This is a genomic window from Roseovarius sp. 217 (genome assembly GCF_000152845.1).
Classification (GTDB): domain Bacteria; phylum Pseudomonadota; class Alphaproteobacteria; order Rhodobacterales; family Rhodobacteraceae; genus Roseovarius.
Genome location: NZ_CH902584.1, coordinates 2,737,073 through 2,755,740, shown reverse-complemented (window position 1 = coordinate 2,755,740; position 18,668 = coordinate 2,737,073). Strand labels below are relative to the sequence as shown.

Annotated in this window: 17 protein-coding genes and 1 tRNA gene; 10 read left to right on the top strand and 8 right to left on the bottom strand. The window is 61.4% G+C overall.

Annotated elements, in window-relative coordinates:
- From ROS217_RS13120 to ROS217_RS13095, 6 genes are all read right to left on the bottom strand, one after another.
- Positions 1-288, bottom strand: coding sequence for a hypothetical protein (locus tag ROS217_RS13120; protein ID WP_009818249.1), 288 nt, complete (start codon positions 286-288; stop codon positions 1-3).
- A 62-nt stretch (positions 289-350) separates the two neighbouring features.
- Positions 351-860 (bottom strand): sarcosine oxidase subunit gamma, encoded by a 510-nt coding sequence (locus ROS217_RS13115; protein ID WP_009818248.1) that lies wholly within the window; start codon positions 858-860, stop codon positions 351-353.
- Between the two features lie 40 nt (positions 861-900).
- A complete protein-coding gene (locus tag ROS217_RS13110) occupies positions 901-3,831 on the bottom strand; it encodes a sarcosine oxidase subunit alpha family protein (RefSeq protein WP_009818247.1) in 2,931 nt (976 codons plus the stop codon).
- Entirely contained in the window at positions 3,828-4,085 is a 258-nt protein-coding gene (locus ROS217_RS13105; RefSeq protein ID WP_009818246.1) for a sarcosine oxidase subunit delta, read from the bottom strand. The genes ROS217_RS13110 and ROS217_RS13105 overlap by 4 nt, the downstream gene beginning before the upstream one ends.
- 57 nt (positions 4,086-4,142) lie before the next feature.
- On the bottom strand, positions 4,143-5,396 hold the full coding sequence (locus tag ROS217_RS13100) for a sarcosine oxidase subunit beta family protein (protein WP_009818245.1): 1,254 nt from the start codon (positions 5,394-5,396) through the stop codon (positions 4,143-4,145).
- A gap of 119 nt (positions 5,397-5,515) precedes the next feature.
- Complete coding sequence (locus ROS217_RS13095) at positions 5,516-6,946, bottom strand: Glu/Leu/Phe/Val family dehydrogenase (RefSeq protein WP_009818244.1); 1,431 nt, start codon at positions 6,944-6,946, stop codon at positions 5,516-5,518.
- 324 nt (positions 6,947-7,270) lie between these two features.
- Here ROS217_RS13095 and ROS217_RS13090 point away from each other — a divergent pair, with 324 nt between their 5' ends.
- From ROS217_RS13090 to ROS217_RS13080, 3 genes are read left to right on the top strand one after another with little or no spacing between them, the layout of a single operon-like run.
- Positions 7,271-9,043, top strand: coding sequence for a TadE/TadG family type IV pilus assembly protein (locus tag ROS217_RS13090; RefSeq protein ID WP_254656420.1), 1,773 nt, complete (start codon positions 7,271-7,273; stop codon positions 9,041-9,043).
- Positions 9,040-9,579: a TadE/TadG family type IV pilus assembly protein gene (locus tag ROS217_RS13085; protein ID WP_009818242.1), complete on the top strand. Its 540-nt coding sequence runs from the start codon at positions 9,040-9,042 to the stop codon at positions 9,577-9,579. Before ROS217_RS13090 ends, ROS217_RS13085 begins: the two co-directional genes overlap by 4 nt.
- Complete coding sequence (locus tag ROS217_RS13080) at positions 9,579-10,166, top strand: TadE/TadG family type IV pilus assembly protein (protein ID WP_009818241.1); 588 nt, start codon at positions 9,579-9,581, stop codon at positions 10,164-10,166. Before ROS217_RS13085 ends, ROS217_RS13080 begins: the two co-directional genes overlap by 1 nt.
- 46 nt (positions 10,167-10,212) lie before the next feature.
- Here ROS217_RS13080 and ROS217_RS13075 read toward each other — a convergent pair whose 3' ends face one another.
- Positions 10,213-10,692 carry a hypothetical protein gene (locus tag ROS217_RS13075; protein ID WP_009818240.1) on the bottom strand — a complete coding sequence of 160 codons (480 nt, stop codon included), beginning with the start codon at positions 10,690-10,692 and terminating at the stop codon, positions 10,213-10,215.
- A gap of 154 nt (positions 10,693-10,846) precedes the next feature.
- Here ROS217_RS13075 and ROS217_RS13070 point away from each other — a divergent pair, with 154 nt between their 5' ends.
- Positions 10,847-11,749, top strand: a complete 903-nt coding sequence (locus ROS217_RS13070) for a pirin family protein (protein ID WP_040650583.1) — start codon at positions 10,847-10,849, stop codon at positions 11,747-11,749.
- Between the two features lie 267 nt (positions 11,750-12,016).
- On the opposite strand, the gene ROS217_RS13065 is transcribed toward ROS217_RS13070, so the two are convergent.
- A complete protein-coding gene (locus tag ROS217_RS13065; protein ID WP_009818238.1) occupies positions 12,017-12,604 on the bottom strand; it encodes a TetR family transcriptional regulator in 588 nt (195 codons plus the stop codon).
- A 106-nt stretch (positions 12,605-12,710) separates the two neighbouring features.
- Between ROS217_RS13065 and ROS217_RS13060 the strand changes: the two genes are divergently transcribed.
- The 6 genes from ROS217_RS13060 to istA all read left to right on the top strand — a co-directional run.
- Complete coding sequence (locus ROS217_RS13060) at positions 12,711-13,007, top strand: hypothetical protein (RefSeq protein WP_009818237.1); 297 nt, start codon at positions 12,711-12,713, stop codon at positions 13,005-13,007.
- 97 nt (positions 13,008-13,104) lie between these two features.
- Complete coding sequence (locus ROS217_RS13055) at positions 13,105-14,391, top strand: homoserine dehydrogenase (protein ID WP_009818236.1); 1,287 nt, start codon at positions 13,105-13,107, stop codon at positions 14,389-14,391.
- A gap of 78 nt (positions 14,392-14,469) precedes the next feature.
- Positions 14,470-15,435, top strand: a complete 966-nt coding sequence (gene glpX, locus ROS217_RS13050) for a class II fructose-bisphosphatase (protein ID WP_009818235.1) — start codon at positions 14,470-14,472, stop codon at positions 15,433-15,435.
- A gap of 92 nt (positions 15,436-15,527) precedes the next feature.
- Positions 15,528-17,276, top strand: coding sequence for a single-stranded-DNA-specific exonuclease RecJ (gene recJ, locus ROS217_RS13045; RefSeq protein WP_009818234.1), 1,749 nt, complete (start codon positions 15,528-15,530; stop codon positions 17,274-17,276).
- A 125-nt stretch (positions 17,277-17,401) separates the two neighbouring features.
- A tRNA-Glu gene (locus tag ROS217_RS13040) sits at positions 17,402-17,476 on the top strand.
- Between the two features lie 411 nt (positions 17,477-17,887).
- On the top strand, positions 17,888-18,668 hold a 781-nt coding region (istA, locus tag ROS217_RS13035; protein WP_157046695.1), incomplete at its 3' end, for an IS21 family transposase.

Genomic DNA, 18,668 nt, shown 5'->3' with positions numbered 1-18,668 from the left:
TTACTGCGCCTCGCACTGGGCTACATAGCTTCCTGCCACATCCTCGGCCATCTCCGCTTCGGTCAGCGAATAGACCCAATCGACCAAGGGCTGAACAGCAGGCTCATAGGCAGCCAGATCGCCCACCATATCCGCACTGATCGCCGTGATCGTCTCTGGCGCGTCCTCACCGGATTTGCGCGCCTCCACGGCACGACCCACTATTTCGCCAGTGGGCGCACAGATGGGATTCTCAGCAACGGCCGTTACCGGCAACAGGGTCAGGGCAGCAATCAGGATCAGACGCATCGCGCACCTCATATCTATCAGTCGCGACGTGCTTAGGATATTCTGAGCGCTTTGTCAGTGCCTCACGTTCGGGAAATGTGCCGCGCAGCGACCCGTCGCATGGCGGTTTCCATGTCATGGACCAAGGGTGCCGCCATCGAGCGGAATACCATGACCTGCCAGAGATCCGTCGCTATCCGGCTGACAGATCCCGCCATATGCGCCAGTTGCGTGCGTGCGGTATGTCCCGGCTCAAACACCGAAGCCCGCAGATCGAGCGGACATAGCCGCGCCAGAACCTCGCCCGCCTGCCGTCCCTCAAGGTGCAACACCGCCCAAGCGTCCGATTGATCACTCAGTGCCGCGTGCTCCGCCAAACCGCTCACTGGATCAGGACCGATCAACAACGCCATTTCGCGCCCGAACCAGATAGCCCGTGCCTCCGCGCCCCCCGTCATGCGTCCCGGCTCTGGCCATGCCAAACCATGCGCCGCTTGCATCACGTCGGACAAGGCCGCCTCGCATCCCCGATAAGGCGCCAGCGACGTGATCCGCCCCGCAGCGACTTCGCTCAGTTTCAAGCCCCCCACCATCACCGGCAAAAGGCCCGCACAGGGGGTCAATGCCCTCAAATCACCCACGCAACCGCCCTCCTTCCGGATCGACCTGCACCAGTTTGATCACCTCGCAAATCGTCTCGGACTTGCGCAGATGATCGACAACGCGCACCCGCTCACCAATCCGCACCGGTCCGCGCTTCAAAAACCCCATGCCGATGACATGGCCCAGGCTGGGCGAATAACAGGCACTCGTGACATAGCCCTGATTCGTGTCACGCACCGCCTCGGCTGCCTCGTCAAAGATATGTGCGCCCGCCAGCAATTCCTTGACCGCGCCCACCGGTTTCAAACCCACCAATTGCTCGCGGCCCGCCTCGGTCAACCCGCCCCGCGATGCCGCCGCTTTGCCGATGAAATCCTTCTTGGGGCTCATCATTGCCTGCATCCCAATGTCAAAGGCGGTCACGCGACCATGTATTTCGGCATGGGTGATAAAGCCTTTCTCGATCCGCAGCACATTGAGCGCCTCCAGCCCGTAAGCCCCGCCGCCCATCCCCTCGGCGCGTTTGACCAACGCGGCAAAAAGAGCCGCCCCATAGCGCGCGGGCACCGCAATTTCATAGGCATGCTCGCCCGAGAACGAAATCCGAAAGAGCCGCGCCGCGACCCCGCCGATACGGACCGCGCCGCAGGCCATATAGGGAAATCCGGCGTCGTCAATCTCTGCCTCGAGCACCCCATTCAGCAACTCCCGCGCTTGCGGTCCGGCAACGGCGAATTGCGCCCATTGCTCGGTGACCGAGATGATCCGCACGTCCCAGTCCGGCCGCAACACCTGAGAGACAAACTCCAGATGCCGCATCACCTGCCCCGCAGCCGCCGTAGTGGTGGTCATCACGAAATGGGTCTCGCCCATGCGCGCGCAGGTGCCATCATCCATGACATGCCCATCCTCACGCAGCATGAGACCATACCGCACGCGGCCCACCTTCAGCGTCGAGAACATGTTGGTATAGACGAAATCGAGAAACCGTGCCGCATCCGGGCCTTGCACGTCGATCTTGCCGAGGGTGGACACATCGCAGATGCCAACCGATCCGCGCACCATCGTCACCTCGCGGTCGCAGGATTGCCGCCAATGGCTCTCGCCTTTCTGCGGGAAATAGCTGGGCCGATACCATAGCCCCGCCTCGATCATCGGCGCGCCACGCGCGACACTCTCAACATGCGAGGTGGTGCGCCGTTCGGGGGCAAAACCTTTGCCCTTGGCCCCGGCCCCCAAGGCCGCAATCGGCACCGGCACATAGGGCGGACGAAAGGTGGTGGTGCCGGTCTCGGCAATACCCTGCCCGGTCGCGTCTGCCAGCACCGCCAAGGCGGCGACGTTGGAATTCTTGCCCTGATCCGGTGCCATACCCTGCGTCGTGTAGCGCTTCATATGCTCGACCGAGCGAAAGTTCTCGGCTGCGGCCTGCACCACATCCTTGACCGTCACATCATTCTGGAAATCGAGCCAGGCTCGGCCCTTACCCGGCACCTGCCACAGTGGGAAAATGTCATAGGCGGCATCGCCCGCCATCGGCGCAGCCAGATCGGGCGCATGAAACCCAAGCTCCACCGCCGCGCGCGCACCCTCGGCCAGTCCGCTCTCCAGACAGGTGCGTGTGGAAAACGCGCCACTCGCCGCCCCTGCCACACGCATCCCCGGCACCGCCCCCTCGGGTGGCAAGAATGCCTGCCGCGCCGCATCCCACACGGGCCGCGCGCCCATATGGCAGGCCAGATGCACCGAAGGATTCCATCCGCCCGAAATCGCGAGGCAATCGGCGGCAATTCTGTCCTCACCCTTGGGCATGGCAATCTGCACGGCCTCCAACGCCCGCCGTCCTGAGGTTCCGCAAATCTGCGCACCGGGATAGAAGGGCACGTCGAGGTCGCACCGCGCGTAGGACCGCGCGTCGATCAGCGCCGCAACATGCACCCCCGCCGCCTGCAAATCGGACACCGTGCGATGCGCGCTGTCATTGTTGCCAAACACCACCGTGCTCTGCCCCGGCGCCACGCCCCAGCGGTTGACATAGGCCCGCACCGCCCCCGCCATCATCACGCCGGGCCGGTCATTATTTGGAAAGGCAATGGCCCGCTCCAACGCGCCCGCCGCCAGCACCGCGCGCCGCGCCACAATCCGCCAGAAACACCCCTTGGGTGCATGCGGTCTCTCTACCACGTCCGGGGCCAGCCGCTCCAGCGCGCCATAGGTGCCCCCATCATAGGCCCCCGTGACTGCCGTCCGCGTCATGATCCGCACATTCGGCATCGCTGCCAGCTCCGCCGCGACCTCCTCCACCCAATCGACGCAGGCCAGACCATCGACCTCTTCCGTCTCCGCAAGCAAGCGCCCGCCAAGCCGCGTGTCCTCTTCGGCCAGGATCACATCAGCGCCCGCCTCCGCTGCGGCGCGTGCGGCCATCAGACCGGCAGGTCCCGCGCCGATGACCAGCACATCGCAATGCGCAAAGGCCCGTTCATAGCGATCCTCTGCGGCCTCACCCGACAACGCGCCCAGTCCCGCAGCGCGACGGATCATCGGCTCGTAAATCCCCTCCCAAAAGCGCTTCGGCCACATGAAAGTCTTGTAATAGAACCCTGCGCCCAGGAACGGTGCAAAGAGATCATTGACGGCCAGCACATCCAAGCCCAGCGTCGGCCAGCGGTTCTGACTGCGCGCCCAGAGCCCCTCTTGCACCTCGACCGTCGTGGCCCTCAGGTTCGGCTCTTGTGCCGCGCCCCGCCCCACCGTCACCAGCGCATTCGGCTCCTCGCTGCCTGCTGTCATAATCCCACGCGGGCGGTGATACTTGAAGGACCGCGCCACCAGCCGCACGCCATTGGCCAAGAGCGCCGAGGCCAGAGTGTCGCCTGCGAACCCCTCATAGCGACGCCCGTCGAAATGAAAACTCACCGGGCGCCTGCGGTCGATCAGCCCCTTATCCTCGATCCTCATGCGCCGACCTCCGCTGCAAGTGCGACGTCCAAAACCTCATGCGTGACCGTGTTGCGTGTCACGATCAGCCACGCGCCACAGCCCTGTTCATGCTGCCACAGATCACGGGTCACGCCCGCCGGGTTCTCGCGGTTGTGGATGTAATCATCCCACTCCGGTGCCCAAGCCTCACCTTCGGGCCGCGTCAACGCCGCCCCCTGATAATAGAACTCGCGACGATCCCGTTCGCCACAGATCGGACAGCCAAGTCTCATCTCACCCGTGCTTTCATCGTTCCAGAAATACTCAATATCTTGCCCTTTCCGCGCCGCTCAATGCAGGTTGTGCTGCGCGCCGGTGCCTTCTTCGTCCATCAGCCCCCGGCCCGTCCGGAACCGGTCCAGCCGGAATCCCGTGGCCGCCGGATGCGGCCTGTCCGTCGCAATAAGATGCGCCATAGCATCGCCCGAACCGGGCACAGCCTTGAACCCACCATAGCACCAGCCGCAATTGAGATAGAGCCCCTCGATCCCCGCGTGGTCGATGATGGGCGAGCCATCCGGCGACATATCCATGATCCCGCCCCAACTGCGCAACACGCGGGCATTGCCGATCATCGGCATCAGCGTCATGCCCGCCTCCATCACATGCTCGACAATCGGCAGATTGCCGCGCGCCGCATAGGAGGAATACATGTCCAGATCACCGCCAAACACCAGCCCACCCTTGTCGGATTGGCTGATATAGAAATGCCCCATACCAAAGCTGATGACATGGTTGATGCACGGCTTGAGCCCTTCGGTCACAAAGGCCTGAAGCACATGGCTTTCGATCGGCAGGCGCATCCCCGCCATGGCCGCCACCTGAGAGGACCGCCCCGCCACCACAATCGCCAGCTTTTTGGCCCGGATGGTGCCGCGCGAGGTCTGCACGCCGCGCACGCGGCCGCCCTCAACATTGATCCCCGTCACTTCGCAATTCTGGATCAGGTCCACGCCCCGGTCGCTTGCGCCCCGCGCATAGCCCCAGGCGACCGCGTCATGCCGGGCCGTGCCCGCGCGGCGCTGCAACAGCCCGCCATGAATCGGAAACCGCGCCTGATCATAGTCCAGATAGGGCACCATACGCTTGAGCTGCGCCACGCTCAGCAGTTCGGCATCATCGCCCTGATTGATCATCGCGTTGCCGCGCCGCGCAATCGCATCGCGCTGCCCGTCCGAGTGAAACAGCACGATCTGCCCGCGTTGGCTGTGCATAACGTTGTAATTCAGGTCTTCCTCCAGCCCCTCCCAGAGCTTCAGGGAATGGCTGTAAAATTCCGAATTGCCCGGCAGGAAATAATTGGCCCGCACGATTGTCGTGTTGCGCCCCACATTGCCACCGCCCAGATAGCCCTTTTCGAGCACCGCGACATTGGTGATCCCGTGGCGTTTTGCCAGATAATAGGCCGTCGCGAGCCCATGCCCGCCGCCGCCGATGATGACAACATCATAGTCGGGTTTGGGCGCGGCATCGCGCCAATGCGCCTGCCAACCCTTGTTGCCGGTCAGCCCTTCTTTGAGAACCCTCAGCCCCGAAAACCGCATCCGCCACCCCTTTATCCTACTGTGCCGCGACTGAACCAACTTCGCCCATCAATAGCAATGGCAGAGCCGAAGCTCTGCCATCTTTCCCGCCATTTTCAGGCCCATGCGCGACGTGGGTCTCAGAGCCCCATGGCGCGATAGCTCGCCGCGACCTTGGCGATGGACACGAGATAGGCCGCTGTGCGCAGGTCCGTCACGTCCTGACGGCCGTGCCAGACCTCGCGCATCGACTGATAGGCGGTGCGCATCGTGTCATCGAGACCCGAGCGAACAAGCTCCAGCTCCCCCGCGCCCTTGAGGTATTTCTGCTTGAAATCCGGCGACATTTCCCAAGCATCCCCAAGCCCCCGGTTGAGCCGCTGCAATTCCGTCACCAAGAGTTGATGCCGCGCCTCTTCCTGTCGCCGCCCGATCCGGCCAAACCGGATATGGCTCAGGTTCTTGACCCACTCGAAATAGGACACGGTCACACCGCCCGCATTGGCAAACATGTCCGGAATGATCACCGTGCCCTTCTGGCGCAGGATATCATCGGCCCCTGCGGTCACCGGGCCATTCGCGGCCTCGATGATCAACGGTGCCTTGATCTGCGCGGCATTGCTTAGGTTGATCACCCCCTCCATCGCCGCCGGAACGAGGATGTCACAGGCATTTTCCAGGACCTTGCTGCCATCCTTGACGTACTTGCCCTCCGGATAGCCGTCGACGCCGCCATGCCGTGCGATCCAGTTGCGCACCGCCTCGACGTTCAGCCCCTTGTCATCCGTCAGCGCGCCGTCCCGCTCGATAATACCGGTGATGAGGCATCCGTCTTCTTCGCTCAGGAACTTGGCCGCGTGATAGCCCACATTGCCAAGCCCCTGCACGATGACCCGCTTACCCTCGAGTGTGCCCGACAGGGTCGCCGCCGCAATATCCTCCGGATGGCGAAAGAACTCCTGAAGCGCATATTGCACGCCCCGCCCCGTCGCCTCGACCCGGCCCTGAATACCACCCGCATTGATCGGCTTGCCGGTCACGCAGGCGCGATAGTTGATGTCGGTTGTGTTCATGCGTTTATATTGGTCGGCGATCCACGCCATCTCGCGCTCGCCGGTGCCCATATCGGGGGCGGGCACGTTCTGGGCAGGATTGATGAGGTCGCGTTTGATCAACTCATAGGCAAACCGCCGGGTGATCAGCTCCAGCTCGTGCTCTTCCCACTCGCGCGGATCAATCCGCAAGCCGCCCTTGGAGCCGCCAAACGGTGCCTCGACCAGCGCGCATTTATAGGTCATCAGCGCCGCAAGCGCCTCGACCTCGTCCTGATTGACGCCCATGGCGTAGCGGATACCGCCCTTGACCGGCTCCATGTGCTCGGAATGAACGCTGCGATAGCCTGTGAACGTATGGATCTGACCGCGCAGTCGCACACCGAACCTAACCGTGTAGGTGGCATTGCAAACGCGGATTTTCTCTTCCAGACCGGGCGGCAGATCCATCAGCGCGACCGCGCGGTTGAACATCAGATCCACGCTCTCGCGAAAACTCGGTTCCTTGCTGACGTGCATGTGTCCTCTCCCTGTTGCGACCCGGACCGCTTGTTCCATGCGGGGACAAATGATCCAAACGTCAAAGCCATGGTTAAGGGTTATGGCCATTTTGTCCACCCGCCTGAATCACCAAGGGCTTGAAAGCCATCCGGATGACGGCGCCCCCGCCTTTGTCGCCAGTAATCCAACAATCGCAGAGCAACCTTTATATTGTTGATTTGAGGGGGTTAAACTCTGCGATTCCGTCTGAAACCCGCCTTAATTCGGCCATAGAAGAGCGGAATAAATGCTGTTGGGGAATTGCGTGGCTTATTGCTAGCGGCGTCACAATGAGGTGTTCAAATGCGTATTGAAGGCAGCACTATTAAAGGAATGACGCCGCGTGTTGAAAACGCGACGACCGGGCTGGTCGAACGCACCGAGATGTTCATTCAAGAAGAAGACGGTACTGTAACGGTACTATCATTTTTCATCTTCGTGATGTTTTTGATGATGGGCGGTATCGGCCTTGATACCATGCGTCAGGAAATGGCGCGCGCCAGTCTACAGGCCACGCTGGACCGGGCGGTGCTTGCCGGGGCGACGGCGAGCACAGAAGCTGGGGCTCGTACAATAGTAGAAGATTATTTCGCCAAATCTGGTCAGAGCGATTATCTTCTCGCTCAGAAAGATGGTGATATATCAACTACCCTAAACGCCGCAAAGGTAACGGCCGGTGCTGAGTTGTCGCTCGACACGTATTTGATGAAACTCGCAGGTGTGCCGACTTTGAGCGCGTCTGGCACGGCAACTGCTGAAGTGCGTATTCCAAAACTGGAAGCAATCTTGGTCCTGGATGTCTCAGGGTCAATGGCTAGCAATTCAAAAATTCAGAATTTGCAGACTGCAGCAAAGGATTTTGTCACGACCGTGATGAATTCGTCAAAGCCGGGTGACACGGTTATGTCGATCGTGCCCTTCAGTTTCTCAGTGACTCCACCGCAATCAGTTTTTGATGCGCTCGCTGTAGAGGAAACGCACAATTACTCGACATGTCTAGAATTTAAAGAGAACGACTATCAGCACGCTACGCTCTCAAGCGGCAGTTCGTCGTTAAGCAGTGGTATACCCGTCAATCAAATGGTCTACACTTCTGTATACGGGGATTTCGATAATCTCGATAGTGGATGGAGATCATGCTACACTGATGAATACATTCGTATTTTACCATACTCCACCAGCATCACTGACCTTCACGCGAAGATCGACGCGCTCCAGCCAGCGGGCAACACCTCTGGCAACGAGGGGATGAATTGGGGCGCTGCGCTTCTCGATCCCACATTCCGTGAAGTGACGGCTTCAATGATTGCTGCCGGTCATCTGAGTGAAACATTGGCAAACGTACCTTCTGATTATGATGAGCCAGAAACGCTAAAGGCCATCATTTTCATGGGTGATGGTGCCAATACGACATCCTACTTCTTTGATCGCAGTTCTCCAAAGTATCGAGGCAAATTCTCGGATCTTTACGAAGTGCGTTTTCAAGAGCGCGTGTTCAAATATGCCTATAACATCTACAATGTTGATTGGAAAAAATACGGCGACGATGGCAAATCCAGATGCTCTCAAAATCGGTGGGAGTGCGTGTATGACGTTGCTGAGAATTCACCGGAATATTCTGTTTACTATCTTCGCAACCCTGATACCGGCAAATTTTGGAGTGTCGCTGAAGAAAAATGGATCGAAGCAAACACGTTCAATAACTTTGAGAGCACGATGGATGGCTTCATCTCCAGAACCCAACTGGATTGGGAGATGGCATGGGGACTGATGTCACCAGAGTATTACGGACAGACCACCGGAAACTGGGGTCCTTGGAACGATTACATTGGGAGTGAATTCGTATCCGGATCTATGAAGAATGGTCTAATGCAGAACGTTTGCAAGGCGACTAAGACCGAAGGCGTTGTCGTCTACTCAATTGGCTTTGAGGTGCCTGTCAATGGCACGGCAGAAAACCAACTCAGTGCCTGTGCATCGTCACCTGCTCATTATTTTCGTGCCTCGGGAACGGACATTAAAAGTGCCTTCAGCGCCATCGCGGCCAATGTGAAACAGTTGAGGTTGACCCAATGACCCGTGCGTTCAAAAATTTCCTCCGCCGGTTCCGGCGCGACGAACGTGGAACCGCGTCACTTGAGTTCGTGCTGGTGGCTCCCTTCTTCCTTGGGATCATGATCTTTTCGATCGAGTTGGGATTTGTCACGATGCGCGCGACCTTCCTTGAGCGGGGCCTGGATATGGCCGTGCGCGAGGTACGTCTCGGCACCGGAACGGCCCCTCAGCACGACGATATCAAACAGATCATTTGCGACAACACGATCATCATCAACGATTGCGCAAGCAACCTTCAGCTGGAAATGCGCCCTGCGGATATCCGCAACTTCACCGCCCTCGATCAGACCGCCGATTGCACGGATCAGGCCGAACCGGCCAAACCTGTGCGTGAATTCGTACCCGGCCAGCAGAACGAACTCATGCTTTTGCGCGCCTGCCTCAAATACAACCCATTGTTCCCGGCGAGTGTTTTGGGCAGCCAGTTGATCAACAACGACAGCAGCGGTCAAGCCGCACTCATCGCGACGACCGCGTTTGTTCAGGAGCCAATCTGATGGGTATGCGTCCTGCCCTTAATTTCCTGCGCCGCTTCTGGCAGCGTGAATGCGGCACGGTGGCCATGGAAACGGTCGTCATGTTCCCGTTCCTCTTCATGGGCCTCACGTTCAGCTATGAATATTACGACATGTTCCGCTATCAGAGCGTGCGCGAAAAGGCGACCTACACCGTTGCCGATATGCTGTCCCGTGAAACGGCAGTTGTCAACGTGACCTACATGGACAACGTCAAGGTGCTATTCGACTTGATGACCAATGACACGGGCGCAAATCAGGTGCGCGTGACGGTGGTCCGCTACCACTTTGACGCAGACAACAGTATCGACGAGTTCGAGCTCAGATGGTCCGAAGTCCGCGGCACAGGGTCTCTCAGCCCGTTGAGCGCCGACGATGTTCGCAACGCGCATGCTACTCTTCCCAGCATGATCGACGGGCAAGAAATCATTCTCGTCGAGACCCTGTCAGAATACGATCCCGTCGTCACAACCGGTCTATCCGCAGGGACAGAGATCAAGACGCGCATGTTCGTGCCACTCCGCTTTGCGGCTCAGCTCTGCTATGAGGGCGTTTGCACCGCCTCATAAGGCCCAGTCTGACATAGCTGCGCGGCACTTTGGGCGCGATGCTGCGTCAGGACTGCGCCCGTTTGGTCAGAAGCTCATGGATCTGCTCGGCCATGAACTTCGCTGGCGTGCCCGAGGTGACACCTCCCACGCCAACACTCCGCCCAGTGCGCCACCAAAGCCCCGGCTGCCAAGCCGCCGGGGCTTTCTGCGTGAGCTTGATCGTGAATCCATTTGACGGTTTGAATGCGAAAACCCCGCGCTCAACCGAACGAATATGCTCGATCGGTGCAATCATGCGTCCTGTATTGTCGCGCAAACCGTCGCGCGTCAGCACAAGCCATTGCGCCGTCGCGCGCCACATCCGCTCTGCCAGGAAAACGCAAGTTCCGCCAAACCCGACCATAAAGACCTGCCAACCAAGGCTGGGCGACTGCGCCAGTGCCAGATAAAGCAGGGTCAGCCCCAGACCCGCGACCGAGCCGACGCCCAACATCCGCCGACCCGCAGAGGCCCCAAGCGCCGCCAATACCTCGTCATCCTGCATACAATCTCTCCCTTTGCGCTCGCCTTTACCCCGGATCGCTCCCCGTGGCGAGAGGGGCGCACGCAAATTGCACAGGCGCGGTTCGCAGGTGAACAGATCGGACCGTTCCACCGGCGTGATCCGCTCCTATATGCTATCCCAAAGGAGACCTATCATGTCCATCAGACCCGTTTTGGAACAGCGCCAAGCAACCCCGACTCTAGAAGGGGCGGGCGTGCATCTGCACCGCGCCTTCGGCTTTCATGACCCCAGCGAACTCGATCCGTTCCTCTTGTTCGACGATTTCCGCAACGATGATCCTGCCCACTATGCAGCGGGTTTCCCGTGGCACCCGCATCGCGGCATCGAAACCATTACCTATGTGCTCCAAGGCGAGGTCACGCATGGTGACAGCTTGGGCAATCAGGGCAGCTTGGGCGCTGGCGATGTGCAATGGATGACCGCCGGATCGGGCATCCTGCATCAGGAAATGCCACGCGGCAATGCGCAGGGGCAAATGCACGGCTTCCAACTCTGGGCCAACTTGCCCGCCGCGCAAAAAATGACCGCCCCCCGGTATCAGGACGTGAAATCCGGGGATATCCCCGAGATTACGGAGGATGACGGCACCCGTGTGCGGGTGATCGTGGGGGATTTCTGGGGGCAGCGCGGCCCGGTCGACGGCATCGCCGCCGATCCGCAATACCTCGATATCTCGGTGCCTGCCGGGGTCAGAAAGACCTTTCCGGTTGATACCTACCGGCGCAGCTTTGCCTATGTCTTCGAGGGTGCTGGTGCCTTTGCCGATGCCTCGAAACCGACCGGCGTCCTTCTGGAAAAGGAGGTGGCGGGGCAAGAGATCCACATCCGCGACCACTCCGGCGACCGCACGCTGATCCGCTTTGGCACCGGCGACAGGGTCACGGTGCAGGCGGGAGAAGAGGGCGTGCGGTTCTTGCTGATCTCCGGCGCACCGATCCAAGAGCCGGTGGCCTGGCACGGCCCCATCGTGATGAACACGCAGGACGAATTGCGTCAGGCGATGCGCGAGCTGCGCGAGGGGTCTTTCATCAAGTGAGGCGCGGGCGGAGGCGAAGGGGGGGCATTTACGCCAATCAACACGCCGCGCGGATCGCTGGGCCGGGGAATAGCGAAGCAACGACTGTGGCTGCCACTTTATGCCTGCAAAGTCCGTGTGATCTTTCAGCGATACACTCCCTCTCAGCATCGCTAGGCCGCGGGACGGCCCAGCGATCCGCGCGGCGGCGCGTGCCGCGCCTTGTTCCGCGCGGGGGGGTGGATAAAGAGCGTTTCGAGCGCCCCTTGGGGCACCAAGCGCCCCCCCTCACCCCAGCACCGACCGCCGCACCATGTCCCAATACACCGCCTCGACCTCCGCGAGCGACAACCGTCCTTGTTCGCGATACCAGGTATTGACCCCCGTCAGCATGGCAATCAGCGCCATGCTGGCGATCCGTGGCTCGGCCACCACCATCTCGCCCGCCTCGGTCCCCCGCCGTAACACCGCCTCAAGCCGGGTCTCATAGTCCCGCCGCAGCCCCTCGATCACTTCGAAATTCGCCGGGTCCAGATTGCGTAATTCCATGTACGAGACAAAGACCGCATCGGCCCGGCTGGTGTTGAAGCGGATATGAAACCGCGTGAACGTCTCCAGAGCCGCCATTGCATCGCCGACAGGCACGGCCGCATCCCAGGCGACCAGCAGGTCCTCCATATGCCCCCGCATCAGATCAAACAGCAGCGTTTGCTTATCCGGTGTGTAATTATAGAGCGCGCCCGCCTGCACCCCCACCGCTGCCGCAATCTGCCGCATCGAGACCGCGGCATAGCCATGCCGCGCAAAGAGATGCAAAGCCGCCTCGCGCACACGCGGTCCCGTGATGTCAGAATGAGAGCCTTGGGTTCGTGCCATAGCATGGCTTTAACTGAACATCTGTTCAGATCAAAGCCCCGCTTGCCCTTTACCCCCAAAGAATGGCAAGACAGCGACACCCGTCGGCACAAGGACCCCGGCCCGCATGCGCATACGCCCCGCTCTCGTCACGCTGCCCTTGATCGCCAGCCTTATCGCCGGATGTAGCGATCTGTTGCCTCTTGATGCCGCCCTGCGCAACGGCACACGGGGGGCCGCGTATCCCGATCTGATCCCCGCCGAACAGATCACAGACCGGGGCACTACGAACCGGATCACGCCCGAAACCGCCCCGGATCTGGATCAACGCAGCGCCGGGTTGCGGGCACGGGCGCAACGGCTCAAGGGTGGCGTGGTCGACCCCACGACACAAAGCCGCATGCAATCCGGCGTCACCAACTGAAAAACCACGCCCCCACCGCCGCAAGCCGCGTTGCAAGGGACCGCCGAACCCGTTACATCGCGGCTCAATCCTTGCACAGCGACGATCGGAGAGCCCCATGAACACACCCCTGCGCCTTGGCATCGCCGGATTGGGCACGGTCGGCACCGGCGTCGTGCGGATCATCCGGCAAAAGGCTGATCTTCTGGCCGCCCGCGCCGGTCGCCCCGTGGTCATCACCGCTGTCTCGGCCCGCACCCGTGACAAGGATCGCGGCGTCACCCTCAGCGATTACGCCTGGGAAGACGACCCCGTAACCCTTGCCAAACGCGACGATGTGGATGTGTTTCTGGAACTGATGGGCGGCTCTGACGGCCCGGCCAAGGCCGCGACCGAGGCCGCGATTGCCGCAGGCAAAGACGTGGTCACTGCCAACAAGGCGATGCTCGCGCATCACGGTCAGGCGCTGGCGCTGGCCGCCGAAAATGCAGGCTGCGTGATCCGGTTCGAGGCCGCCGTCGCGGGCGGCATCCCCGTCATCAAGGCGCTGACCGAAGGTCTGGCGGGTAATGACATCACCCGCGTCATGGGCGTCATGAACGGCACCTGCAACTATATCCTGACCCGCATGCAATCGGCAGGTCTGCCCTACGCAGAGGTCTTCGACGAGGCCGCCAAACTGGGCTATCTCGAGGCCGATCCGACGCTCGACGTGGGCGGCATCGACGCCGGTCACAAACTGGCGCTGCTCGCGTCCATCGCCTTTGGCTGCCAGGTGAATTTCGAAGGTGTCACGCTGGAGGGGATCGAGAAAATCACCATCGAGGATATCCGCCACGCCGCCGACATGGGCTATCGCATCAAGCTCTTAGGTGTGGCGCAGATGACCGGGCGCGGCCTGGAACAGCGCATGTCGCCCTGCCTCGTGCCCGATACGAGCCCCCTTGGCCAACTGGAGGGCGGCACCAATATGGTCGTGCTCGAGGGTGACAATGTTGACCAGATCGTGCTGCGCGGCCCCGGCGCGGGTATGGGCCCTACGGCGAGCGCGGTGATGGGCGATGTGATGGATATCGCGCGTGGCTTTCGTCTGCCGACCTTCGGTCAACCCGCGTCCAGTCTCGCCCGCTGTCAGACGGCCGCAAGCGCCACCCCCGCGCCCTACTACATGCGCATGTCGCTGATCGACAAACCCGGCGCTCTGGCCAAAGTCGCAACCTGTCTGGGCGAGGCGGGCATTTCCATCGACCGGATGCGCCAATATCGCCATGACGCAACCACGGCGCCTGTGCTGATCGTCACTCACAAGACGACGCGCGACGCACTTGAGACAGCCCTGAGCGCCATCAGCCGCCTTGACGTTCTGTCGGGCGACCCGGTGGCGCTGCGCATCGAAACCGTCTGACGCGGCCCGCCCGCCAGACTTGTGCGCCAGACAGACCGGCGCTAATGCTGATTTGACCCGATTGACAAGGACCGTTCCATGACCTCTGATACCGCCTTCAACGACCGCATGCTTTCACTCGGCCTCGCGCGTGTGGCCGAACAGGCTGCACTCGCCTGTGCGGACCTCATCGGGCGCGGCGATGAAAAGGCCGCCGATCAGGCCGCCGTCAATGCCATGCGCGAACAGCTCAACATCCTGGCCATCAAGGGGGTTGTGGTGATCGGTGAAGGCGAGCGGGACGAGGCCCCGATGCTCTTCATCGGCGAGGAAGTAGGCACCGGCGACGGCCCCGGCGTCGATATCGCCCTCGACCCGCTCGAAGGCACCACCCTGACCGCCAAGGCCATGCCCAATGCCCTGACCGTCATCGCCATGGCCCCGCGCGGCACGCTGCTGCATGCCCCGGACACCTATATGGACAAGCTGGCCATCGGGCCGGGCTACCCCGACAATATCGTCTCCCTCGCCATGAGCCCCCGCGAACGGGTCGAGGCGCTGGCCGCCGCGCGCGGCTGCCGCCCGTCCGAGATCACCGTCTGCGTGCTGGAACGACCCCGCCATCAGGAAATGATCGACGAATTGCGCAGCACCGGCGCGGCCGTGTTCCTGATCCCCGATGGCGATGTGGCGGGCGTGATCCATTGCGCCGAGGCTGACCGCACCGGCATCGACATGTATATGGGCACCGGCGGCGCACCCGAGGGTGTGCTGGCAGCCTCCGCGCTGAAATGCATGGGCGGGCAGATGTGGGGCCGCCTCGTGTTCCGCAACGAAGATGAACGCGGCCGCGCCGCCAAGGCCGGGATCACCGATTTCGACCGTATCTATTGCCGCGACGAGATGGTGACATCCGATGTGATCTTTGCCGCAACTGGCGTCACTGACGGCTCGATCCTCTCGGGTGTCAAACGCCGCCCCGGCTATGTCGAAACCGAGACCCTGCTGATGCGCTCGCGCACCGGATCGGTACGGCGCATGATCTATCGCAGCAAGCGGGACTGAACCGATACGCGGCGGGGGCGCTGCCCCCGTCCCGGACCAAGTCCGGGACTCCCCCGGAGTACTTGACGCCAGATGAATGAGAGGAGGCGCGCATGGGACCGGCCTTTCTCGGAGTGGAACAGTCGCTGACCGGGCGCCGCTGGATTGGTCCGGGCGTGGAAACCGACCGTCTTGCCGAGGCGATGGCACAGACGACCACCCTGCCCCGCCCGCTCTGCCAGACCTTGGCGCGGCTGGGCGTGGCAGAGGAAGATGCCGAAGCCTATCTCAGCCCAGCCCTCCGCGATCTCTTGCCCGATCCGCGGTCCCTGCGCGATATGGAGCGCGCCGCCGCGCGCTTTCTGAAGGCCGTCAAGACTGGCGAGCGGATTGCGGTCTTTGCCGATTACGATGTCGATGGCGGCACCTCTGCGGCGCTGCTGATCGACTGGCTGCGCCAGATGCAGGCCCCCACTCCCACGCTCTATATTCCCGACCGGATTGACGAGGGCTATGGCCCGAACGTGCCTGCCATGACCGATCTGGCGGCGCGCCATGATCTGATCCTCTGCGTTGATTGCGGCACCCTGAGCCATGAGGCCATTGCCGCCGCAAAGGGCGCTGATGTGGTCGTGCTCGATCACCATCTGGGCGGCGAGACCCTGCCCCCGGCCCTCGCCGTGGTCAATCCCAATCGACAGGACGAGAGCGGAGATCTGGCGCATCTCTGCGCCGCCGGTGTGGTCTTTCTGATGCTGGTCGAGGCTGGACGTCAGCTGCGCGCCGGCGGCACACAGGGACCAGACCTGATGGCGCTGCTCGATCTGGTGGCGCTGGCCACGGTGGCCGATGTGGCCCCGCTCATCGGCGTCAACCGCGCCTTTGTACGCCAAGGCCTGCGTATCATGGCGCGCCGTGATCGTCCTGGCCTTGTCGCGCTGGCAGATGTCGCCCGGATGGACACCGCGCCCAATGCCTATCACTTGGGTTTTCTGCTGGGGCCGCGTGTCAATGCCGGGGGGCGAATCGGCAAGGCAGACCTTGGCGCACGCCTCCTCGCCTGTGACAATGCCTCAGAGGCCCGCGCACTGGCCGAACGTCTGGATCACCTCAACACCGAGCGACGCGACGTCGAAGCACTGGTGCGCGCCGCGGCACTTGCACAGGCCGAGGAACGCGGGCTGGATGCCCCCCTCGTCTGGGCCGCAGGCGAAGGCTGGCATCCGGGCGTTGTCGGCATCGTTGCAAGCCGTCTCAAGGAAGTCTCAAACCGCCCCGCCATCGTGATCGGGCTGGACGGCGACGAAGGCAAAGGCTCTGGCCGCTCGGTCTCGGGCGTGGATCTCGGAGTCGCCATTCAACGGCTGGCCAGCGAAGGGCTCTTGATCAAGGGCGGTGGGCACAAGATGGCGGCGGGTCTCACAGTGGCACGCGAGCGGCTAGAGGCGGCCATGGCGCGGCTCTCCGAGTTGCTTGCCAAACAGGGCGCGGGCCAAAACGGCCCCGCCGATCTGCGGCTCGACGGTCTCCTGATGCCCGGTGCCGCGACTGTCGATCTCGTCGCGCAGATAGACTCCGCCGGTCCCTTTGGCGCAGGCGCACCCGGACCGCGCTATGTCTTTCCCGATTGCCAGATCACCTTTGCCAAGGCCCTGAGCGGTGCCCATCTCAAACTGCGCTTTGGTGACGGCATGGGTGCCAGCCTTGACGCCATCTGCTTTGGCGCACTCGATGGGCCGCTGGGGCCTGCCCTGCTGGCCCATGGCGGCGCGCGCTTTCATCTTGCTGGCCGGTTGGACATCAACAGCTGGGGCGGGCGCCAAACCGTGCAACTTCGCCTCGAAGACGCCGCGCCAGCCTGAGACACGCCAATCAACCGGATGTGCCGCAAGGCTCAGGAAATTTTCTGAAAGCCGCACCAAGTTTTTGCAGAATCCCTCTTGCACCCCCCGCCGCTTTTGCCTAGTTACGCGACACGCCAAGGCATGGCCCGTTCGTCTATCGGTTAGGACGTCAGGTTTTCAACCTGAAAAGAGGGGTTCGACTCCCCTACGGGCTGCCAATTTATTGATTTTATTGAATAAAATCAATAACTTAAGCCCCACTCGAAGAAATGGCCCCCAACTCAGCCCCCAACCTTAGTTTCGCGCATTTGCGTTCGATTCCTGTTTGCGGGGCCAGCACAACGGACAGGCAGGCGCGTTGCTTTGTGGTGATGTTGCCGCTTTGTGGCGTTAAGGGCGAAGCCCTCTATTGGATGCCCTTGGAGCGCGGGTCTCCAAATACCTGAGCGCCAAGTGTACGTGTCGTGTTGTTGGTCTTGTCTGGCAGGTTCCAAGCGTCGCGGAGACGTATAAGGTTGTTGATTGTCACTGAGAACTGACCCGGCAACAGCAGAAATTGTCATTGAGAATTGACCCATGTGCAACCTTGCCCCGGCTTGAATCAGCTGGGGGCGCATGGAGTGATAGACATGGGATTTTTGAAAGTTATTCGGCGATGGGCGCTGCGAGAGAAGATGCCCATTCGCGAGATCGCGCGGCGGACTGGCGTGTCTCGCAACACGATCAAGAAGTATTTGCGGGAGGGGATTGTTGAACCTGCGTTTCAGGTGCCAGATCGCCCCAGCAAGTTGGACCCTTTTGCCAAGCATCTGACAGCATGGCTGACGACTGATCAGCGCAAATCACGCAAGGAACGCCGAACGGCGAAGCTGATGCACGCCGATCTTGTGAAGCTTGGATATGACGGTTCTTACGAGCGTGTTGCGGCCTTCGTGCGGGACTGGAAGGGTGAACGGCAGCGTGCGCATCACACGACGGATCGCGGGACTTTCGTGCCACTGGTGTTCGCGCCGGGTGAGGCTTTCCAGTTCGATTGGAGCGAGGACTGGGCCTATATCGGCGGTGAGCGCATCAAGCTGCAGGTTGCCCACATCAAGCTGTCACATAGCCGCGCGTTTCTGGTGCGGGCCTATCTGCTGCAAACACATGAGATGCTGTTTGATGCCCACTGGCATGCATTCCGCGTCTTCGAAGGCGTCCCTGGGCGCGGCATCTATGATAACATGAAGACAGCCGTCGACCGGGTTGGCGTCGGCAAACAGCGCGATGTGAATGCGCGGTTCCTGGCCATGACCAGCCACTACGTCTTCGATCCCGAGTTCTGCAATCCGGCGGCTGGTTGGGAGAAGGGTCAGGTTGAGAAGAGCGTGCGTGATGCCCGACATCGCCTCTGGCAGGTCGCTCCTGTCT